At 58.7% G+C, this 18,885-nt stretch carries 19 protein-coding genes; 10 read left to right on the top strand and 9 right to left on the bottom strand.

Annotation, left to right across the window (positions count from 1 at the left end):
- Positions 1–19: 19 nt before the first annotated feature.
- The 3 genes from PPTH39_RS14220 to PPTH39_RS14210 all read left to right on the top strand — a co-directional run bounded on the left by PPTH39_RS14220 (position 20) and on the right by PPTH39_RS14210 (position 3,658).
- The gene (locus PPTH39_RS14220) at positions 20–487 is read left to right on the top strand and encodes an Lrp/AsnC family transcriptional regulator (protein ID WP_095001684.1); all 468 of its coding nucleotides are present in this window, start codon (positions 20–22) and stop codon (positions 485–487) included.
- Between the two features lie 535 nt (positions 488–1,022).
- Positions 1,023–2,174 carry a M14 family metallopeptidase gene (locus PPTH39_RS14215; RefSeq protein ID WP_095001685.1) on the top strand — a complete coding sequence of 384 codons (1,152 nt, stop codon included), beginning with the start codon at positions 1,023–1,025 and terminating at the stop codon, positions 2,172–2,174.
- 173 nt (positions 2,175–2,347) lie between these two features.
- Positions 2,348–3,658, top strand: coding sequence for a protein kinase (locus tag PPTH39_RS14210; protein ID WP_130872113.1), 1,311 nt, complete (start codon positions 2,348–2,350; stop codon positions 3,656–3,658).
- A gap of 56 nt (positions 3,659–3,714) precedes the next feature.
- Here the strand turns inward: PPTH39_RS14210 and PPTH39_RS14205 are convergent, their stop codons facing one another.
- From PPTH39_RS14205 to PPTH39_RS14195, 3 genes are all read right to left on the bottom strand, one after another.
- Positions 3,715–4,419 (bottom strand): YebC/PmpR family DNA-binding transcriptional regulator, encoded by a 705-nt coding sequence (locus tag PPTH39_RS14205; RefSeq protein ID WP_130872112.1) that lies wholly within the window; start codon positions 4,417–4,419, stop codon positions 3,715–3,717.
- A gap of 107 nt (positions 4,420–4,526) precedes the next feature.
- The gene (locus PPTH39_RS14200) at positions 4,527–5,918 is read right to left on the bottom strand and encodes an FAD-dependent oxidoreductase (RefSeq protein ID WP_130872111.1); all 1,392 of its coding nucleotides are present in this window, start codon (positions 5,916–5,918) and stop codon (positions 4,527–4,529) included.
- A 15-nt stretch (positions 5,919–5,933) separates the two neighbouring features.
- A complete protein-coding gene (locus tag PPTH39_RS14195) occupies positions 5,934–7,259 on the bottom strand; it encodes an MFS transporter (protein WP_130872110.1) in 1,326 nt (441 codons plus the stop codon).
- 291 nt (positions 7,260–7,550) lie between these two features.
- Here PPTH39_RS14195 and PPTH39_RS14190 point away from each other — a divergent pair, with 291 nt between their 5' ends.
- The gene (locus PPTH39_RS14190) at positions 7,551–8,420 is read left to right on the top strand and encodes a LysR substrate-binding domain-containing protein (RefSeq protein WP_095001689.1); all 870 of its coding nucleotides are present in this window, start codon (positions 7,551–7,553) and stop codon (positions 8,418–8,420) included.
- 44 nt (positions 8,421–8,464) lie between these two features.
- On the opposite strand, the gene PPTH39_RS14185 is transcribed toward PPTH39_RS14190, so the two are convergent.
- Positions 8,465–9,322 carry a LysR substrate-binding domain-containing protein gene (locus PPTH39_RS14185; RefSeq protein WP_130872109.1) on the bottom strand — a complete coding sequence of 286 codons (858 nt, stop codon included), beginning with the start codon at positions 9,320–9,322 and terminating at the stop codon, positions 8,465–8,467.
- Between the two features lie 113 nt (positions 9,323–9,435).
- Between PPTH39_RS14185 and PPTH39_RS14180 the strand changes: the two genes are divergently transcribed.
- Both PPTH39_RS14180 and phnX read left to right on the top strand, forming a co-directional pair.
- Positions 9,436–10,545, top strand: coding sequence for a 2-aminoethylphosphonate--pyruvate transaminase (locus tag PPTH39_RS14180; RefSeq protein WP_095001691.1), 1,110 nt, complete (start codon positions 9,436–9,438; stop codon positions 10,543–10,545).
- Between the two features lie 72 nt (positions 10,546–10,617).
- Positions 10,618–11,445, top strand: coding sequence for a phosphonoacetaldehyde hydrolase (gene phnX / locus PPTH39_RS14175; protein WP_095001692.1), 828 nt, complete (start codon positions 10,618–10,620; stop codon positions 11,443–11,445).
- 77 nt (positions 11,446–11,522) lie between these two features.
- Here the strand turns inward: phnX and PPTH39_RS14170 are convergent, their stop codons facing one another.
- On the bottom strand, positions 11,523–12,071 hold the full coding sequence (locus PPTH39_RS14170) for an NADPH-dependent FMN reductase (protein WP_095001693.1): 549 nt from the start codon (positions 12,069–12,071) through the stop codon (positions 11,523–11,525).
- 196 nt (positions 12,072–12,267) lie between these two features.
- Between PPTH39_RS14170 and PPTH39_RS14165 the strand changes: the two genes are divergently transcribed.
- A complete protein-coding gene (locus PPTH39_RS14165) occupies positions 12,268–12,489 on the top strand; it encodes a hypothetical protein (RefSeq protein WP_095001694.1) in 222 nt (73 codons plus the stop codon).
- Between the two features lie 171 nt (positions 12,490–12,660).
- Entirely contained in the window at positions 12,661–13,572 is a 912-nt protein-coding gene (locus PPTH39_RS14160) for a LysR substrate-binding domain-containing protein (protein ID WP_095001695.1), read from the top strand.
- Between the two features lie 53 nt (positions 13,573–13,625).
- On the opposite strand, the gene PPTH39_RS14155 is transcribed toward PPTH39_RS14160, so the two are convergent.
- From PPTH39_RS14155 to PPTH39_RS14140, 4 genes are all read right to left on the bottom strand, one after another.
- A complete protein-coding gene (locus PPTH39_RS14155; protein WP_095001696.1) occupies positions 13,626–14,201 on the bottom strand; it encodes a GNAT family N-acetyltransferase in 576 nt (191 codons plus the stop codon).
- A 67-nt stretch (positions 14,202–14,268) separates the two neighbouring features.
- Complete coding sequence (gene dnaQ, locus PPTH39_RS14150) at positions 14,269–15,027, bottom strand: DNA polymerase III subunit epsilon (protein ID WP_095001697.1); 759 nt, start codon at positions 15,025–15,027, stop codon at positions 14,269–14,271.
- On the bottom strand, positions 15,020–15,472 hold the full coding sequence (rnhA, locus tag PPTH39_RS14145; RefSeq protein WP_130872108.1) for a ribonuclease HI: 453 nt from the start codon (positions 15,470–15,472) through the stop codon (positions 15,020–15,022). The genes dnaQ and rnhA overlap by 8 nt, the downstream gene beginning before the upstream one ends.
- An 86-nt stretch (positions 15,473–15,558) precedes the next feature.
- Complete coding sequence (locus tag PPTH39_RS14140) at positions 15,559–16,317, bottom strand: methyltransferase domain-containing protein (protein ID WP_130872107.1); 759 nt, start codon at positions 16,315–16,317, stop codon at positions 15,559–15,561.
- Between the two features lie 109 nt (positions 16,318–16,426).
- On the opposite strand from PPTH39_RS14140, the gene gloB reads away from it, so the two are divergent.
- Entirely contained in the window at positions 16,427–17,206 is a 780-nt protein-coding gene (gene gloB / locus PPTH39_RS14135; RefSeq protein WP_095025492.1) for a hydroxyacylglutathione hydrolase, read from the top strand.
- Between the two features lie 97 nt (positions 17,207–17,303).
- Positions 17,304–18,704 (top strand): lytic transglycosylase domain-containing protein, encoded by a 1,401-nt coding sequence (locus PPTH39_RS14130; protein WP_095001701.1) that lies wholly within the window; start codon positions 17,304–17,306, stop codon positions 18,702–18,704.
- The last annotated feature ends 181 nt before the right edge of the window (positions 18,705–18,885 follow it).

The following is an 18,885-nucleotide window of genomic DNA, read 5'->3' as shown; positions in this document are numbered from 1 at the left end:
TAAGAAAACAGATCAATTCATGCAGATAAAGTTAAGCGCCATCGACCGCAAGATCCTTCGCCTGCTTCAGCACAATGCCGACCTGTCTGCCGCCGAGGTGGCGGAACGCGTGGAATTGTCACAGTCACCCTGCTGGCGGCGTATCCACCGTCTGCAAGAGGAAGGGCTGATCGAGCGCAAGGTCGCCCTGCTCAACCCGAAAAAACTCGGCCTCAATGTAGTGGTGTTCGTCAATGTGCGGCTGTCGGGCCACGGCCGTCGCCATCTGACCGAGTTTGAAGAGGCGATTACCGATTACCCCGAAGTGATCGAGTGCTACACCATGGCCGGGGACATGGACTACCTGCTCAAGGTGGTCACCCACGATATCGACAGCTACGAACGTTTTTTGCGCGATCACTTGCTGCAGAAACCACACGTACAGGAAGCCCACTCCAATATCGCCATGAGTGAGGTCAAACGCACCACGGAACTGTTACTCGATTAGGTCTGCAGGCCGCTGGATAGAGCATTGGGCCGGGGAGCGAAAAATTAATTTCGGAAAAGCGCGGGAAATAGCTTGATTTGCAAATGATAATGATTATTATTGCATGCAGCTGGTCGCGAGATCAGTCGATAATTCAAGGGACCTTAGGTCGGTCTTTTGAATTACCTCCTCATCAGGCTAATCACGGTTATTTGACCCGGCTTCTGGCCGGGTCTTTTTTTTGCGGCCAGTTATCTGGCTCTGCGTGCTTCAGGCTAATGAAGTCTGGTGTGCAGCCATTTTCTTGGGTGGCCGTCACGATAGGGTGATGATAGCAAAAGAACATCGAGAAACGGAAGCCTGAAGTCTAGGACTATAGCCGTAATGGCAATCTAGCACTTGAGAATCAATCGCAAAAACCCTACAATTGCGATGCGTCAAGGATGACGCCCCCCTTCGCTATTTCCTTCTTCCTCCCGCCTAAAATTCTGTATTGGCCTATCGCCATAGCACGGTACAGTAACGTCCACAATTATCAGATTTCGGGATTTGGACGATGACCGTGGCGCCCTCTTCACTTCATATCAGCAGCGACTTCGACAGCGGCAATATCCAGGTGCTGGATACCAGCAACCCGTTGCAGGTAAAACTTGCCATCAAGCCGGACACCAAGAGCCCGCATTTTCAGTGGTTCCATTTCAAGGTCGATGGCCTGACACCCGGTCACACCCACCATTTCCAATTGAGCAACGCCAGCCAGTCTTCCTACAATAAAGCGTGGGATGGCTACCAGGCAGTGGCGTCTTACGATCAAGAAAACTGGTTCAGGGTACCGAGCGATTTCGACGGCACATCCCTGAATATTCATTTTGCAGCCGAGCAACCTCAGGCCTGGTTTGCCTACTTCGAACCCTACAGCCGCGCACGTCATGATCAGTTGATCAAAAATGCCCTGCAGTGGTCAGGTTGCGAGCTGCTGGCCACCGGCAAGAGCGTTGAAGGTCGCGACATCCAGTTGTTGCGCAAAGGTAGCGGCGCCAGCCACAAGCGCAAGATCTGGATCATCGCCCAGCAACATCCCGGCGAACATATGGCCGAATGGTTTATGGAAGGCCTGTTGGAGCGTCTGGAGCAAGGCAGCGACCCGCAAATGCGCAAGCTGCTGGACTACGCCGATCTTTACCTGATTCCCAACATGAACCCTGATGGCGCCTTCCACGGGCACCTGCGGACCAATGCCAACGGTCAGGACCTGAACCGCGCCTGGCAAAACACCAGCCCGCAGGTCAGCCCCGAAGTGTTTTTTGCCCTGGAGCAGATGAGCCAGTACGGCGTCGATCTCTTCCTGGATATCCACGGCGACGAAGAAATCCCCTACGTGTTTACCGCAGGCTGCGAAGGTAACCCGGGCTACACCCAGCGCCTGGCAACTCTGGAAGAACGCTTTCGCACGCACCTCAGCGCCCTGACCAAAGATTTCCAGACCACCCACGGCTACACCCGCGACGAACCCGGGCAAGCCAATATGACCCTGGCCTGCAACAGCGTTGGCCAACGCTTCGACTGCCTGTCGCTGACCCTGGAGATGCCGTTCAAGGACAACAACGATGCGCCGGACCCGCAGACCGGCTGGGATGGCAAGCGTTCTAAGCAATTGGCCAAGGACGTGCTGACCACCCTTTCGACGATGGTCAGAGAGCTGCGTTAAAAGCTGCATAAGCAGTACCGGGCCCGACCAAGGGCCCTTTACCGCTGACTGGCCAGAGCCCAGGTGCATCACGTTTTGCGCTCATAACCCGCCGACAAATCCTCGGCCCCAAGCCGATAAATCGCTATCATGCGCGACACTTTTTGTCCTGCTTACGAGTCCCGACCCTGCATATGGATACCCTCGCTAAACTGCGCGCTGGCCAACTGGCGGGCCTCAAACGTCTTGATCTGTCGTGCGGGCTGACCGAGTTTCCGGCCGAGATATTCCAGTTGGCCGACACCCTGGAAATCCTCAACCTCAGCGGCAACGCCCTGAGCAGCCTGCCCGCTGACCTGCATCGCCTGACCCGGTTACGCATCCTGTTTTGCTCGGACAATCAATTCACCGAGCTGCCGGTTTGTCTTGGGCAGTGTGCGCAATTGAGCATGATTGGTTTCAAGGCCAACCGGATCGCCAACGTACCCGGTGCGGCACTGCCTCCTTTACTGCGCTGGCTGATCCTGACCGACAATTGCATCGAGCAACTGCCCGAAGAGCTGGGCCAGCGGCCACTGCTGCAAAAGCTGATGCTGGCAGGTAACCGCTTGCAGCAACTGCCCGCCAGTCTGGCCAAGTGCGAGCGTCTGGAGCTGATCCGCCTGGCTGCCAACCAGTTCAGCGAACTGCCCGACACCCTGCTGGCCTTGCCGGGACTGAGCTGGCTGGCGTATGCCGGCAACCCGCTGCTTGAAGATGCCAGCACCCGGCACCAGCCCGACACCACGCCAAATATTGACTGGTCGCAGCTCGAGCTTGAGCAAAAGCTGGGCGAAGGCGCCTCCGGGATCATTTATCAGGCGCAGTGGCGCGCACCGGAGCAATCCCTGCAACCGGTGGCGGTCAAACTGTACAAGGGCAGCATCACCAGTGATGGCTCGCCGCTCAATGAAATGAATGCCTGCATCGCGGCAGGCCAGCATCCAAACCTGATCAAGGTACTGGGCCGCGTCATGGGTCATCCCGACGATCAGGCCGCATTGGTGATGGAACTGATCGACCCGTCCTTTATCAATCTCGCGGCCCTGCCCAGCTTCGACACCTGTAGCCGCGACCTGTATGCCGACAGCACCCGTTTCACCCGCGACAGCGCCTTGCGCATTGCCCGCGGTATTGCCTCGGCGGCCGGCCACCTGCACGCGCAGGGCATCTGCCATGGCGACTTGTACGCACACAATATTTTATTCAATGCCCGGGGTGACTGCCTGCTGGGCGATTTCGGTGCAGCGTGCTTCCATGCCCTGGACGACAGCCCGCAAAGCCGGGCGCTGCAACGCATCGAAGTGCGAGCGTTCGGGATTTTACTGGGCGAGTTGCTGGAGCGGATCGACTCGGGCTTGAGCGATCAACAGCGCATTGAGCTGCAAGGGTTGCAACAGCGCTGTATTCAGCCAGAGGTACTGGCACGGCCGGGATTTGCCGAGGTTATACGGGCATTACAGTAAGTCCTGTAGCAGCTGCCTTCGTTCCTCGGCAGCTGCTACGGGATAGGCTCGATGGCTTACGCCAACGCTACAAACATGTCCTGCACGTCGTCCTGCTCATCCAGCTTGGCCAGAAACTCTTGTACTTCGGCCATTTGCTCATCCGTCAAACCGCTTACCGGGTTCTTCGGCTGGTAGCCCAGCTTGGCTGAAACCACGGTAAAACCTTGCTCGGGCAATGCTTTCTGTACAGCGTCGAGGTCAGTCGGCTCGGTGATGAACAAGGTCGTGCCTTCTTCTTCGCCTTCTTCGAAATCCTGGGCACCGGCTTCAATCGCGGCCATTTCAGGGTCTGCGTCCGGGGTATCAGGCTTGGCCTCGATCATGCCGACATGATTGAAGTCCCACGCCACCGAACCCGAAGCGCCCAGTTGGCCCTTGCGGAAGGCCACGCGGATTTCAGCGACGGTACGGTTGATGTTGTCCGTCAGGCACTCAATGATCAGCGGCACCTGGTGGGGAGCGAAACCCTCGTAGGTAACGCGGTGGTATTGCACGGCCTCGGTGCCGATACCGGCGCCCTTGTTGATCGCGCGCTTGATGGTGTCAGCCGGCATCGAGGCTTTTTTGGCCTGCTCATAGACCAGACGCAAGTGCGAGTTCATGTCCGGGTCGGCGCCGTTGCGCGCAGCAACCGTCAATTCCTTGGCCAGCTTGCCAAAAATCTTGCCGCGGCTGTTGGCGGCGTCCGCTTTATGTTTAACCTTCCACTGTGCGCCCATTACTCACTCTCTCAATCTGGTGTGTCGCAGCCTGTCGGCCGTCGAATGGGCGCAAGTTTATACGGCAAGAAGTCGGCAATCGACCAAAAAATCCAATTGATACCTGCTTAACCCTTGTCAGCCTTGCCCGCCGCCGCGGCAAATCTGGCCAGGCGCACATCCAGATGCCGAGGCCGGCGACCATGATCTTCGGCCCGTTCCTTGCGCCGAATGGCGTTGCGCACCATCAGCGACCCCAGGTAACGAATGGGTTCGGGCGGGAAATACCCCAACGGTCCGTTGACCAGCGGCGAGCGGGTCCAGTCATTGGCCAGCCCCAACACCAGCGAGGCGAGAATCTGCCCGCCCATATGGCAAGGCCCCACGCCGCTGCCCGAATAACCAAAGCCATAAAACACATTGCCGTGGCTGCTCATCTGACCAAAAAACGGCAAACCGGTGACAGAGCGGTCTGAAGGACCATTCCATGTCGCCTCGATCCCAACCCCGGCAAACGCCGGAAAGAACTGCTCCAGGCTTTTGCCCAGCAGCCCGGCGTAGGGCGACGGCTGATCGAACACAGGCAGCATGCGCCCACCGTAGGCAAAGGTATTGCCACCCTTGCCCAACATGATTCGTCCGTCCGGGGTGTTGTGGTAGTAGTGCACGAATATTCTCGAATCGAGCACGGTGACACCACTGGTCAGGCCGATGTCCTGCAGCAGGTCCGGGCGCGGTTCCGTGATCAGCATATCGCTGGAGACAATCGCCACACTGCGCTCGAACTGCGGGAATGCCCGGGCCATCCAGGCATTCATCGCGAGCACCACGCGGTCAGCACGAATGCTTCCGCCAGGCGTGCGGATAAGCGCCGGCGCGCCCTCTTCCAGCCCGGTCATTGGCGTGTTTTCGTGGATTTTAACCCCCAGCTGCAAGGCCACCCGACGCAAACCACGCACCAGTTTGCCAGGCTGTACGCTGGCAGCAGCGGGAGAAAACCAGCCCTCCAGATGCTGGGCAGAACCGGCCCGGCGCTGCACTTCATCAACCGCCAGCTTGCTGAACGAGTTGATGGCCTGGCGCTCCAGCGCAGCAATCACGCCATCCGTCGATCCGATCTGGGCCTGATTGGTCGCGGTGTATAACGTGCCATCGAGGCGGTAATCAGCCTCCACACCATAGCGCTCACAAAATGCACCGATTGCGTAAATGCTCTGCTCCGAGGCTTTGACCAGCCGCACGGCCTCCGCCACCCCGAACAACCGCTCAAGGGTGAAATACTTGGCCGACCATGACAGCGCACAGCCACCGTTGCGCCCGCTGGCACCTGCGCCGCATATATCGGCTTCAATCAGCACCACATCCAGTTCAGGGCTTTGCTCCTTGAGCATGATCGCCGTCCATAACCCGGTATAACCGCCCCCCACAATGCACACCTGGGCACGGGTTTCACCCGCCAGCGCCTCGCAGGGTGCTTCATTTTCCAGGGCCAGTGCCTGTTCCAGCCAAAAAGGTCGCATGGGTCATTCTCCTGCTCAGGTGCGTAAAGGCTTGATCAGCAATGGATGATTGGGCACAAACGGGCACGCGGCTTTGAGCCCCGCAGGTCGGCTGTTCCAGTGCGGAATCAGCACCAGCGAGGAAAACAGCGCGCAGCAGGCAAATACGATAAACACCGTGACCGTGTCGAAATAACCGGGCAGCAGGCCGCCCAGAATCGCCCCGACCGAGCCGCAGCCATTGACGAACCCCGCCGCCGTGGCTCCGGCCTTGGCGGTGCCGAAATCAATGGCTGCAGCGCCGCTGATCATGGAGTCAGGCCCATACAGAGTCAGGCCCATGACAAACAGCAAGGCCACCACCAGCACCACACTGCCGGAATGCAGTGCACCCATGAAAAACGCCAGGGAAACGGTCAGCGCCAACAGGCTCAAAATGCAGGCGGGCATGCGCCGGGCACCGAACAGCTTGTCGGAGGCCAGGCCGATCATGATCGGCCCCAGCAAACCCGCCAACTCAAAGGCCGTAGGAATAATCGCGGCGCCGACCTTGCCCACTTGCGGCATTTGCTCGAACACAATCACCGGCCCCCACAGCAGAATCGCGTAGCGTGCCGGCTTGAGCATGAAGTACGCCAGCCCCAGGGTCAGCACCGTGCGATTGCGCATGATCTCGCGCAAGGGTGCCCAAACGCTGATGCGCTTTTCGGCAGCGATTTCATCGGCGCTCATTGGCGGCTCGGGCTCAACCGCCGGCAGGCCGACATCTTGCGGCGTATTGCGCTGGAAGAAAAAGAACAGTACCGCCACCAGCGCCACCACCGCCGCGCTGGAAATAAATGCCGCGTGCCAACTGCCGATCAGCGTATAGGCCCACCACCCGGCAAAGGGTGAAGCTACCAACCCGCCAAAGGCATAACACGAACTCCACAGCCCCAGCACCCGCCCACGTTGCTGGGCGGGGAAAAAGCTGCCGATGTTTTTGCACAGCCCCGACCAGCCGGTGGATTGCGCCAGGCCCTGAACCAGCATGCAGGTGGCAAAGATCGGCAAGGTGGCGTAAGTGCCCATCACCAACGCCGCCAGTGCAGAGATGATCAAGCCGCCCAGCACCACAACCCGTGGGCCGAAGCGATCGGCGAGGATGCCCCAGGTAAATTGCCCTACGGCGTAGGCTGCCAGATAGATGGCATCGAGGTTGGCCATTGCCATCTTGTCCAGAAGAAAGCTGGGGTCATCAGCAATCCCCAGTTTGGCCACGGAAAAGGCTTTGCGAGTGAAGTAAAAGGCCGCGTAGGCCAGCCAGGTGATGGCAAAAATCTGCACGCGCCAGCGCTTGATGGTGGCAAAGGAGTTGTTCATGTCGGGTCTGACCTCAGAGGTGGAATGTGCCGGCAGAATCAGAAGAGAACGCCTGTTTTTTTATTGTGTTGAGCACTTCAATACCGCCCTTCAGACAAGAGCCGTATTTGACAGACACACCCTGAACGGCCCGTTTTTTGTTGGAGTTAGGGGCTGCACATCAGTGTGTCGCGACCCACCGTTATCGAGGACATAACGCCGGGCTGAGGTCGATCAAAGCAATTACTGACTAATAGGTAAAATCGATTTATCGTATTTCACTCATAAGCTCAGCTTGTAAGAGGTTTTTCAATGTCAGTTTCCCATGCGCAGTTGAAGGCCTTTCATGCCGTCGCCGTTCACGGCAGTTTCACGCGGGCTGCCGAACGTCTGTTTTTAAGCCAGCCGGCCATCTCCGATCAGGTCAGAAAACTTGAAGAACGCTTCGGGGTGTTGCTGTTCCACCGCAACAAGCGCTCGGTGCGCCTTACCGACCTGGGTGAGCGGTTGCTGAGCATCACCCAACGCCTGTTCGGGGTACAGGCCGAGGCCCAGGAGTTACTGCAGGACTCCCAGGCCCTGCAAACCGGCAGCCTGATCCTGGCGGTGGACGCCCCTGTTCATGTGTTGCCGCAAATCGCCCGCTTTTGCCAGCGCTACCCCGGGATCACGGTAAAAATCGAAACAGGCAACACCGACGAATGTCTGGCGCGGCTGTTCAACTACCAGGCAGACCTGGCCCTGCTGGGGCGCGATGTGAATGATGACCGGCTGCTGAGCGTGCCCTTGCGCAGCGACCCGATGGTGGCGTTTGTAGCACGCACGCACCCTTGGGCAAGCCGCCGTTCGATCTGCCTGGCCGACCTGGATGACACACCGCTGGTATTGCGCGAAGTCGGTTCGGTAACCCGGCAAACCCTGGAAGAAGAAATGAGCCAGGCCGGCCTGCGTATCCGCGCCGCGATCCAGGTAGAGGGTCGTGAAGCGGCGCGTGAAGCAGTGGTGGTCGGGATTGGCGTGGGGGTGGTGTCGGCGGCGGAGTTTGGCTCGGACTCCCGGGTGTGCGCCCTGCCCATCATCGACTGCAAAAGGCGCCTGACCGAAACCCTGGTGTGCCTGCAGGAGCAGAGCTCACGGCGGGTAGTGGCAACGTTTCTGGAGATTGTGCGGGCAGACCTGTAACACACCATTCGTAGCAGCTGCTACGCGTGTTATTCCCGCACAAATCACACCGCCAGCTCCATAAACGCCTTGATCAACCGCAACTCGGCCCGCCGTTCCATGCAGCCGAGCATATGCAGATTGACCAGCCCCGCGCCGTTGATCGGTACCGCACGCACGCGGGGGTCATGACTGACTTCCACCGACGACACAATGCCCACACCCAACTGCGCAGCGACGGCTTCGGTCACCGCCTCCCGGCTGTCCAGTTCCAGTAATACCCGTGGATTGACTCCAGCCTGCTCACAGGCATTGTCGAAAGTGCGACGGGTAATCGAGGTTGGTTCACGCAGCACCATGATCACCTGATCCAGTTGCCCGATCGCGATGCCATCAGGCAAGGCCAGCCACGGGTGGTTGGCGGGAACCAGCGCACAAATCCGTGACTCGTTAAGCGCACGCAAGGTCAGGCCCTTGCGCGGCTCCACTTCGGTCAGCACCGCCACATCGGCATGCTCCGACAGCAACGCCGCCAGGGTTTCCTGAGCGTTGCCCAGGCGCAAATTCACGGTAACCCCCGGATAACGTGCGCGCAGGCTTGCCAGCATCGGCATCACCAGATGCGGACCATCGGCCGCCACCTCAAGTCGCCCGGTGAGCAACTGGCGGTTGGCCTCCAGCATGACCTGCGCTTCATCCACCAAACCGAACATGGCCCGGGTGATGGCCGCCAGCTTGGTGCCTTCTTCAGTCAACTCCACCCGCCGCGCCGTACGCCGCAGCAAGGTGATCTGGTAGTGCTCCTCAAGCGCCTTGATATGCCCGGTCACCGCCGGCTGGCTGATAAACAGCCGGGCCGCAGCCCGGGTAAAACTGCCCTCGCGGGCCACGGCATCAAACGCACGGAGCTGGAATAAATTCATTTATAAGCCTCACTGATGGCAGGCATAACAACAAACAATTTGATTGATATCAACACAAACTGCAATTTATGTCCTGTACCAAGTAGCCATCCCATGCTTGTGAGGAATTCAGAATGAGTACTGCCGCGCCGATCCTGCTGACCCCTGGCCCACTGACCACCTCGGCGCGTACCCGCCAGGCGATGATGGTTGACTGGGGCTCATGGGATGACAGCTTCAACCAGCTGACTGCCAGCCTGTGCCAGCAACTGCTGGCCATTATCAACGGCGCCGACAGCCATCACTGCGTGCCCCTGCAAGGCAGCGGCACCTTTGCCGTCGAAGCCGCCATCGGCACCCTGGTACCACGGGATGGCAATGTACTGGTGCTGATCAACGGTGCGTACGGCAAACGCCTGGCGAAAATCTGCGAAGTGCTGGACCGTCGCTACAGCACCTTTGAAACCGCTGAAGACGAGCCCACCACGGCGGCAGACGTCGACCGCCTGCTGCATGCAGACCCGAGCATCACCCACGTGGCGTTGATCCACTGCGAAACCAGCACCGGCATCCTTAACCCGCTGCCCGACATTGCCGCAGTGATCGCTCAGCACGGCAAACGCCTGATCATCGATGCCATGAGTTCCTTCGGTGCCCTGCCGATCGATGCCCGGCAAGTCCCTTTTGATGCATTGATCGCTGCCTCCGGCAAATGCCTCGAAGGTGTGCCCGGCATGGGCTTTGTATTCGCCCGCAAAGAAGCCCTGGGCAATGCCGCCGGTAACAGCCATTCACTGGCAATGGACCTGCACGATCAGCACGTTTACATGAGCAAAACCGGACAATGGCGCTTTACCCCGCCGACCCATGTGGTAGCCGCCCTGCACGAGGCACTGCTGCAATACAACGAAGAAGGCGGCTTGCCTGCCCGCCATCAGCGTTACGCCAACAACTGCCAGGCCCTGCTCGACGGCATGGCCAAACTGGGCATTAGCAGTTTTCTGCCCGAGGCTATCCAGGCGCCGATTATCGTCACCTTCCATGCGCCAAAAGACCCCCGCTATCAGTTCAAGGAGTTCTACGAGCGGGTCAAGGCCAAGGGTTTCATCCTGTATCCGGGCAAATTGACCCAGGTTGAGACTTTTCGTGTGGGCTGCATCGGCCACGTCAATCAGGCCGAGATGCAGGCAGCCGTAGACGCCATAGGCCAGGTGCTGCAGGAAATGGAAGTCTTCGATATTTGATGGTGCAGGAACAGGCTAGAACAACCCTATTTACTTCGTGCGGCACAGCCCGCTCTTACAGGATTAACAGACATGAACTACACCAACCCGAGCAAGCTGCAAGCCGCCATCCTCGACTGGGCCGGCACCGTGGTCGATTTCGGCTCGTTCGCCCCAACCCAGATTTTTGTCGAAGCCTTTGCCGAGTTTGACGTGCAGGTGTCCATCGAAGAAGCTCGCGGGCCGATGGGCATGGGCAAGTGGGACCACATTCGTACCCTGTGTGATCAGCCGCAGATAACCGAGCGCTATAAAAAAGTGTTTGGCCGTGCACCGACCGACGATGACGTCACCGCGATTTATGAGCGCTTTATGCCGCTGCAGATCGAAAAGATCGCCGAGCATTCGGCCCTGATTCCCGGCGCACTGGACACCATTGCCCAACTGCGTGAGCAAGGTATCAAGATCGGTTCCTGCTCGGGCTACCCCGCGCAGGTCATGGCCAAAGTGGTTGAACTGGCCGCCACCAATGGCTATGTGGCCGACCACGTCGTGGCCACCGATGAAGTCCCTAACGGTCGCCCCTGGCCGGCCCAGGCACTGGCCAACGTGATCGCGCTGGGTATTGATGATGTGGGTGCCTGCGTCAAGATCGACGACACCGTACCGGGCATTCTTGAAGGTCGCCGCGCCGGCATGTGGACCGTGGCGCTGGTGTGCTCGGGCAACGCCCTGGGCCTGACCTGGGAACAATACAAGGCACTGGCCCCGGCAACCCTGGACAGCGAACGCAACCGCATTCACGCCCTGTTCGCCGGCTCTCGCCCCCACTATCTGATCGACACCATCAGCGACCTGCCCGCAGTGATTAGCGATATCAACCAGCGCCTGGCCAAGGGCGAGATGCCACAGAGCAGCTGATAGCTGCAGGTTGATAGCTGCAAGCTGCAAGCTGCAAGCTGCAAGTTTCTGACTTGCGGCTTGCGACTGCTGTAGTCCTAGCGCTCTACCCACCCGGCAAACTGATCGATAAATTTCTGCAAAAACGGTCGGGTTTTATCCGACAGTTTACCGGATGCATCAAACGCATCACCGGCTCCTCCCAGATAAGCCTCAGGCTGCTGCATGCACGGCACATCGAGAAACACCAGCGACTGGCGCAAGTGATGGTTAGCCCCAAAGCCACCAATGGCCCCAGGCGAAACGCTGATCACCGCGCCCGGCTTGCCACTGAACACACTCTGCCCATAGGGCCGCGAACCGACATCAATGGCGTTTTTCAACACCCCTGGCACCGAGCGATTGTACTCGGGGGTCACAAACAGGATGGCATCGGCCGGGCGGATCTGATCGCGAAAAACCGTGTATGGCGCAGGTGGCGACGCACCATCAATGTCTTCGTTGTAAAGCGCCAGCTCACCGATTTCGACAATAAACAGTTTCAGGCTTGGCGGAGCCAGCTCTGCCAGAGCCTGAGCCACTTTTCGATTGAGGGAATCCTTCCTCAAACTGCCAACCAACACTGCAACGCTGTAGACCTTGCTCATGGAAAACCCCGAGTCAGTAGCTGTAGGAAGAGTAGTTATAGATGATCGGACGGCTTTCTTGCACCCCAGTTCACCCTATCGGCCTGCAAGCCTGTAAAGTAGGGGGACTATTTTTTTCACATGGTTAAACTTCCCCTGCTGAACAACGGTCTACAGAACCGCAAATTGGGTGTTTATCTCCAGAGGTTCTCTACAAATGGCGGCAGTTCTCGTTGGACAATTTCATGCAAGAGATGCGGAAGGTCGCGTCTATTCCGTGCATGAGTTTGAAGATTCACAAGCAACCGGCGATCAACCCGTAATGACCTACAAACTGGCCATTGGCGATCGTGTCAAAAAGAACGATGACAACAACTTCGAGCTGGTGCAGTCGGGTGTCATCCTGGTTCGCGACCCGTCGCCCGTCGTCGCAGCCTGACCTGCCACTCAGGGCGTACAGGTTGAAGTCAAAGGATGAGAGACGGATCAGGCTTCGCAACGCTGAAACCTCATCTGCCGGGCACTGGTGTCCGGCCTCATGATTACGATCCTTTTTGACGACAACAGACGCCGTCAAAAAGGATCAGTATTTGCGAGACAGGACACCAGTATGCGTCTACGCCACATCGAAGTGATTCAAGCAATCTTGCAAACCGGCAACCTCGGCCATGCTGCCGAATTGCTGCAATTGCCCACGGCCACCCTCAACGCAACGCTGCAGGAAGCCGAACAGCAATTGGGCTTTATGCTGTTTGCCAGTATTCGCGGGAGGCTGCAAGCCACCCGCGACACCCTTGTGCTGCAACCCCTTATCAATCAGCTGTACCAGGCACTTGAGCCTCTGCGCCAGCTGGGCAACGAGCTGCGCCAGCATCAGGAACCGGCCTTGCGCATAGCCTGCAGCGAAACCCTGGCCCAACCGCTGCTGCCTCATTGCATAGGCGCTCTCAGACGGCGCTTTCCCGATACCCCGACAACCTTGAGCAGCCAGCCTTGCGCCGAAATTGTGCGCCGTCTGTTAATGGACGAATGCGATCTGGGCTTGAGTCTGCAGCAATCGGAGCAATCCGGGATCGAATCTCAGCCACTGGTTCAAGGCAAGGTGCAGTTTCTGGCGCCTCATGGCTGGTTGTCACCCAAGCACAAATACATCGCACTGCAAGAGCTGGCGGGACAGGCAATGATCGGCCTGCATCAGCACGACCCGTTGAGCCGCCTGCTCGACAGCAAGCTGCAAGCCTTGCGTCCGGCACCGGTGGTGCAGATTCAGGTGCAGAGTTACCAGATGATGCGCAGCATGGTCGAAGCGGGAGAAGGACTGGCGCTGGTCGACCCGTTCACGGCAGTGGGTGCCAGGGCAAGCGGGCTGGATGTGTGCCCGATCTCACCGGCGATCCCGGTGACGCTCTATGCGCTTACACGCAAAGGCACCCGGCACGGGCTGGCACTGGATGCCTTGCTGGAGATCGTGCGGCAAAAGGCCGAGGCATTGCTGGCGGATCAGGGCTTGGTGGTGCTTTAAAACACGAGCCCTGTAGCAGCCGCCGAACGCAGCCTCGCAGAGCTCGACAACTGCTACAGATCCCTGCGCTCAAATATCAAATACCAGAAAATAGCCACTTCACGGGTCTGTGGGTCAATACCGCGATAGCGCAAATCATCGATGCCCCCTACCTGATACCCGCAACGCTCATACAACCGGCAGGCGCCCAGGTTGTTGTTCTGGGTCTCGAGCATGATCCCCGGCAGGTTTTTTTTATGGCTCCAGAACCTCACCACTTCCAGCAATGACCTGGCCACACCGTGGCGACGGGCGCCCGCGATAACGGCCAGTTCATCGACATGGGCAAAGCCGTTCCAGTGGGTGCTTACAACCACATGCCCCACGGGCTGGTTGTCCAGGTACGCCATAAAGATGTCGCTGCCCTTGCCACCGCGGTAGCTGGCGAACTCATCCGGGTCGATGCCGTAGCACTTGCGATAGGGCGTAATCAGCTCCAGCGGCCAGTGCTCGACCTTTTTATGCCGGTCGGCACGGGCATAGGCACGAACTTCAAAGCTGAAATCGTTGCACCAGACATAGGGCGCAAAACCCTCGTCGGCCAGGCGTACCGAGACTTGAGGGTCTTGGGGGTTGATAACCAGATGCATGAAAAATCCTTCTTTCCTGTCGTCGACGCTGACAATAAGCGGCAGCGGCAGTCAGGTAGGCGCCAGGTTACTGCAGCGTCTGCCCTTTCGCGTCGAGGAGTTGCGCCCACAACGACGGGCCGCCAGCCGATTTGGCAATGGCTTCAAGTCGAGCCGCATGCTCGGTCAAGTCGCTTTCACTTGCACGAATAATCCGGCCCGGTTGACGGTCCGCCGACAGGCGGCGAATTTCGCTGGCCTGATTGCCCGACCCCTCACCCGAGCCATTACCGTCAGAAGCATTCCCGGCCAACGACAGGCTGGTCTGGCCACCGGTCATGGTCAGGTAAACGTCGGCCAGGATCTCGGAGTCGAGCAAGGCGCCGTGCAGCTCACGGCCCGAGTTGTCGACACCATAGCGTTTGCACAGCGCATCGAGGCTGTTGCGCTGGCCCGGGTGACGGGCCCGTGCCATGGCCAGGGTATCGAGGATGGTGCAGTGCTGAGTCAGGTCGGCGCGATCGGTCTGGCCGATCAGGGCAAACTCGTTGTTGAGGAAGCCCACGTCAAACGCAGCGTTATGAATAATCAGCTGTGCGCCCTTGATGAATTCGAAAAACTCATCGGCGACTTCAGCAAAACGCGGCTTGCCCACCAGGAATTCATTGGTAATGCCGTGGACGCCAATGGCGCCTTCGTCACTTTCACGGTCGGGTTGCAGATACACGTGAAAATGGCGACCGGTCAAACGGCGCCCCATCAACTCGACGCAACCGATCTCGATCACCCGGTGGCCGTCGGTGACCGGCATACCGGTGGTTTCGGTATCGAGTACAACACTACGCATGCTTGATTCCCCGTACCTGATCGACCCCACGATTGGCCAACTGGTCGGCGCGCTCGTTGCCGGGATGGCCGATGTGACCGCGTACCCACTGCCATTTCACGGTGTGACGACTGACCTGCTCATCGAGCAGCTTCCACAGGTCGGCATTTTTTACCGGCTCCTTGGAGGCGGTTTTCCAGCCGCGTTTTTTCCAGTTGACCATCCAATCGGTGATGCCTTTCATCACATACTGCGAGTCAGTCACCAGCAGCACCTCACACGGACGCTTGAGCTCTTCAAGCCCGCGAATGGCGGCCATCAGTTCCATGCGGTTGTTGGTGGTATTGGCCTCGCCACCCCAGAGCTCTTTCTCGACACCCTGGCAGATCAGCAAGGCACCCCAGCCACCCGGGCCAGGATTGCCCTTGCAGGCACCATCGGTGAACATTTCAACGCTATCAATCATTGCAAACTATCCAGGTAAGGCTGCTTATGGCCTGACCATCAGCAATGGCCAGCACCTGAGCCGGGCAAACCCGGCCCAACATAAATTTAGGAGTCTGTGTGGCGCCGATTGACCTTGGCCATCTGCAAGGGAATCAGCTTGCCCATCGGTTCCCGGCGCATCGGGTTGACAGGGCGCAAGCCCACCACCATTTTGCGAGCAACCAATACATAGAAGCCGCCACCTGCCAATTGCCAGCTACCGGCCTTGCGTTCCCAGCCGGACAAGCGGCTTTGCCACACTTTGGAAGCGAGCGGCGGACGATAGCACCCGAAGCGGCGTTTCTCCAGCGCAAAGCCCAGCAGGTTCAGCCAGTCGGCGACCCGTGAAGGTGAGATACAGCGTGCCTTGCGCAGGGCATCCTTGGCGAAGACATGGCGCAAGCCCCAACTGCTCCAGGGGTTGATCCCGACAATCAGCAGGTGCCCGCCAGGGCGTACGCTGCTGGCCGCTTCGCGCAACAGACCGTGGGGCGACAGACAGAAATCCAGCCCGTGCTGCAGCACCACCACGTCGGCAGCGTGCTCGCACAATGGCCAGGCCTGTTCTTCGCAGATGATTTCAACACCCGGTAATGGCGCGCCCAGGCGTACGTTGCGCTGAACCTGCGGGGCCTTGGGCGGGGTGTCGGCAGCAGGGCCGTAATGCACCAGATAGCCGCCGAAAAAGCGCCCCAGCTCGACCTCAAGCACGCGTTGCTCATCTTCGAGCAACAACTGCCCATGGGGGCCAGACAGCCACTCACGCGCCGAACTGATCAGTGCCAGCCACTCAGGATCAGCCTGAGCCAATGCTTTATCGGTCATTGCTCCTCCAACTCGCCCTTTATCTGTCGCAAGCCCTGACGACGCGACTCGCAATAAAACGTCAACAGCCCCTAAGATGCGCCATTGTTTCACACTTGGGAATTGCACCATGTTACAGATCGACGCCCTGCCCGCCTTCAACGACAACTACATCTGGTTGTTACAGGACACTACCCAAAAGCGCTGCGCCGTGGTCGACCCGGGTGATGCCGCGCCTGTTCTGGAGTGGCTGGCCAGGCGCCCGGACTGGGTCCTCAGCGACATTCTGATCACCCATCACCATTTCGATCATGTGGGCGGTGTCGCGCAACTTCACGCACACACTAACGCGAAGGTCTGGGGGCCGGCGCTTGAGACCATACCGGCCCGACAAGTGGCACTCAACGACGGCGACCGCATCGAGGTACTGGGCCTGGAGTTCCAGATCCTGCTGGTACCCGGCCATACGCTTGGGCATATCGCCTACTATCACCAAGACCCGACAGCGCCCCTGCTGTTCTGTGGCGACACCCTGTTCGCCGCGGGTTGCGGCCGACTGTTCGAGGGCACCCCGGAACAGATGCATCACTCCCTGACTCGCCTGGCCGCGCTGCCCGCCCACACCGGCGTGTACTGCACCCACGAATACACCTTGAGCAACCTGCGCTTCGCCCAGGCCGTGGAACCGAACAACCCGGATATTGCCGCGCGTGTAGCGCAAGTCACGCAGTGGCGGGCTGAAGGTCGTATCAGCTTGCCATCATCTATGGCACTGGAACTACGCACAAATCCCTTTCTGCGAGTCCACGAAACATCTGTTAAAGAAAAAGCTGACGAGTGGAACTCCCGCGACAACGACTCGCCCAGTGCGGTCTTTGCCAGCCTGCGCAGCTGGAAAGACAGGTTCTAAAACCGGCCGCGGTCAGAACAAAAATTCTCAACAGTTGACCGCGCCCCCCCTGCTTTCTAGAATCCCCCGACATTTTTTCCTGACTTTTTTCAAAACAATGTCGTCATTTAAAGGTAACTCCATCAATTCAGACGCATTGACGCGCATGGTCAAAGCCATTGCGGTGGCTGTCTGCGCCACGCTCGCGGGCTGCCAGTCCATGGATCATTCGGCGCAGACCACGGAGCGGGCCAGCCTTAAAATCGCCAAACGCATTCCCCAGGATCCACTCTGGCTCAGCCAGAAGCCCAGCCCCCTCCCCCCTCAAGATGTGTGGGAGCGCATGCGCCAGGGTTTCAAGTTGCAGGACGGCCAGAACGTCAACCCCCGAATTGAACAACAGCGCCTGTGGTTTGCGAGCAACCCGTCGTTTCTCGAGAATGCGGGCGAGCGCGGCAGCCTTTATATCCACTACATTGTAGAGCGCCTCGAAGAACGCAATATGCCGCTGGAACTGGCCCTGCTGCCAGCCATTGAAAGCGCCTACAACCCAATGGCGTATTCACATGCAAATGCGGTCGGGCTCTGGCAGTTCATTCCGTCGACAGGCCGCTACTTCAACCTGCGTCAAACCCGTGCCTACGATGGTCGCCGTGACATTACCGCCTCGACGCTGGCAGCCCTGAACTACCTGAACCGTCTGCATGACATGTTCAACGGCGACTGGCTGCTGGCCCTGGCGGCCTACAACGCTGGCGAAGGTACCGTCAGCCGGGCCATCGAGCGCAACGAAAAGCTCGGCCTGCCGACCGACTACTGGAACCTGCCACTGCCGCAGGAAACCAAAGACTACGTGCCAAAACTGCTGGCCCTGTCACAAGTGGTTCTGGCCCCTGAAGCCTACGGCATCAACCTGAACCCGATCGCCAACGAACCCTACTTCGAAATGGTCGAGATCAAACAGTCCATGGACCTGTCCCGCGTGGCAGCCCTGGCCGAAATCGACGAAGACGAAATGTTCCAGCTCAATCCGGCCTACAAACAGCGCGCCACCACCGATGGCCCCCAGCATCTGCTGGTACCTACGGCCAAAGCCCAGCTGTTGACTGCCAGCCTGTCCAATCTCAGCTCCGACCAACTGGTCAGTCTGCGCCCCAACAAGCCGGTATTTGACAAGGTTGCAAGCACATCCCCAGCTCGCCTGAACCGCAAGTACCGGGTCAAGAGCGGCGACAACCTGACCCTGATTGCCAAGGCCAACAAGGTCAATGTCAAAGACTTGCAACACTGGAACAAACTCAGCGGCAACAACCTCAAGGCCGGCCAGGTCCTGGTGATGCAGGACACACGCAAGCCCTCGGGCAAAAAGCCGACCCAATACAAGGTCCAGAAAGGCGACTCGCTGTATATGGTGGCCAAGCGTTTCAACGTTGAAATGCAGCATCTCAAGCGCTGGAATCCAAACAGCGCAAAAGCCCTCAAGCCGGGGCAAATGCTGACCGTTTCCAAACCCCGATAAGCACAGCGCTGACATCCCCCGCGGGCAAGCTGATTCCTACACAAAAGTAGGCCGCAGCTTGCCCGTCGTGCTTACCAGCGTGGCCTTTTTCCTACAGATACAAGCTGTTACTGTACGGAAACCTTAAGCCCAATGCCTGGATCGGATCTCTGACTTGACGCGTCCCCTCCTTACGCTATTT

Origin of the sequence: Pseudomonas bubulae, assembly GCF_900618535.1 — a bacterium.
Taxonomy (GTDB): Bacteria; Pseudomonadota; Gammaproteobacteria; order Pseudomonadales; family Pseudomonadaceae; genus Aquipseudomonas; species Aquipseudomonas bubulae.
Note: the sequence above shows the minus strand (reverse complement) of the source record. Positions and strands in the feature narration are given on the sequence as shown.

What these genes read in the sequence shown, in the direction of transcription:
- PPTH39_RS14210 (WP_130872113.1), top strand. Translation starts at nt 2,348, where the DNA reads ATGGATACCCTCGCTAAACTGCGCGCTGGCCAACTGGCGGGCCTCAAA.
- PPTH39_RS14215 (WP_095001685.1), top strand. Translation starts at nt 1,023, where the DNA reads ATGACCGTGGCGCCCTCTTCACTTCATATCAGCAGCGACTTCGACAGC.
- PPTH39_RS14155 (WP_095001696.1), bottom strand. Translation starts at nt 14,201, where the DNA reads ATGCATCTGGTTATCAACCCCCAAGACCCTCAAGTCTCGGTACGCCTG.
- PPTH39_RS14165 (WP_095001694.1), top strand. Translation starts at nt 12,268, where the DNA reads ATGGCGGCAGTTCTCGTTGGACAATTTCATGCAAGAGATGCGGAAGGT.
- PPTH39_RS14205 (WP_130872112.1), bottom strand. Translation starts at nt 4,419, where the DNA reads ATGGGCGCACAGTGGAAGGTTAAACATAAAGCGGACGCCGCCAACAGC.
- PPTH39_RS14185 (WP_130872109.1), bottom strand. Translation starts at nt 9,322, where the DNA reads ATGAATTTATTCCAGCTCCGTGCGTTTGATGCCGTGGCCCGCGAGGGC.
- PPTH39_RS14140 (WP_130872107.1), bottom strand. Translation starts at nt 16,317, where the DNA reads ATGACCGATAAAGCATTGGCTCAGGCTGATCCTGAGTGGCTGGCACTG.
- dnaQ (WP_095001697.1), bottom strand. Translation starts at nt 15,027, where the DNA reads ATGCGTAGTGTTGTACTCGATACCGAAACCACCGGTATGCCGGTCACC.
- PPTH39_RS14170 (WP_095001693.1), bottom strand. Translation starts at nt 12,071, where the DNA reads ATGAGCAAGGTCTACAGCGTTGCAGTGTTGGTTGGCAGTTTGAGGAAG.
- PPTH39_RS14200 (WP_130872111.1), bottom strand. Translation starts at nt 5,918, where the DNA reads ATGCGACCTTTTTGGCTGGAACAGGCACTGGCCCTGGAAAATGAAGCA.
- gloB (WP_095025492.1), top strand. Translation starts at nt 16,427, where the DNA reads ATGTTACAGATCGACGCCCTGCCCGCCTTCAACGACAACTACATCTGG.
- PPTH39_RS14190 (WP_095001689.1), top strand. Translation starts at nt 7,551, where the DNA reads ATGTCAGTTTCCCATGCGCAGTTGAAGGCCTTTCATGCCGTCGCCGTT.
- phnX (WP_095001692.1), top strand. Translation starts at nt 10,618, where the DNA reads ATGAACTACACCAACCCGAGCAAGCTGCAAGCCGCCATCCTCGACTGG.
- PPTH39_RS14130 (WP_095001701.1), top strand. Translation starts at nt 17,304, where the DNA reads ATGTCGTCATTTAAAGGTAACTCCATCAATTCAGACGCATTGACGCGC.
- PPTH39_RS14180 (WP_095001691.1), top strand. Translation starts at nt 9,436, where the DNA reads ATGAGTACTGCCGCGCCGATCCTGCTGACCCCTGGCCCACTGACCACC.
- PPTH39_RS14160 (WP_095001695.1), top strand. Translation starts at nt 12,661, where the DNA reads ATGCGTCTACGCCACATCGAAGTGATTCAAGCAATCTTGCAAACCGGC.
- PPTH39_RS14195 (WP_130872110.1), bottom strand. Translation starts at nt 7,259, where the DNA reads ATGAACAACTCCTTTGCCACCATCAAGCGCTGGCGCGTGCAGATTTTT.
- rnhA (WP_130872108.1), bottom strand. Translation starts at nt 15,472, where the DNA reads ATGATTGATAGCGTTGAAATGTTCACCGATGGTGCCTGCAAGGGCAAT.
- PPTH39_RS14220 (WP_095001684.1), top strand. Translation starts at nt 20, where the DNA reads ATGCAGATAAAGTTAAGCGCCATCGACCGCAAGATCCTTCGCCTGCTT.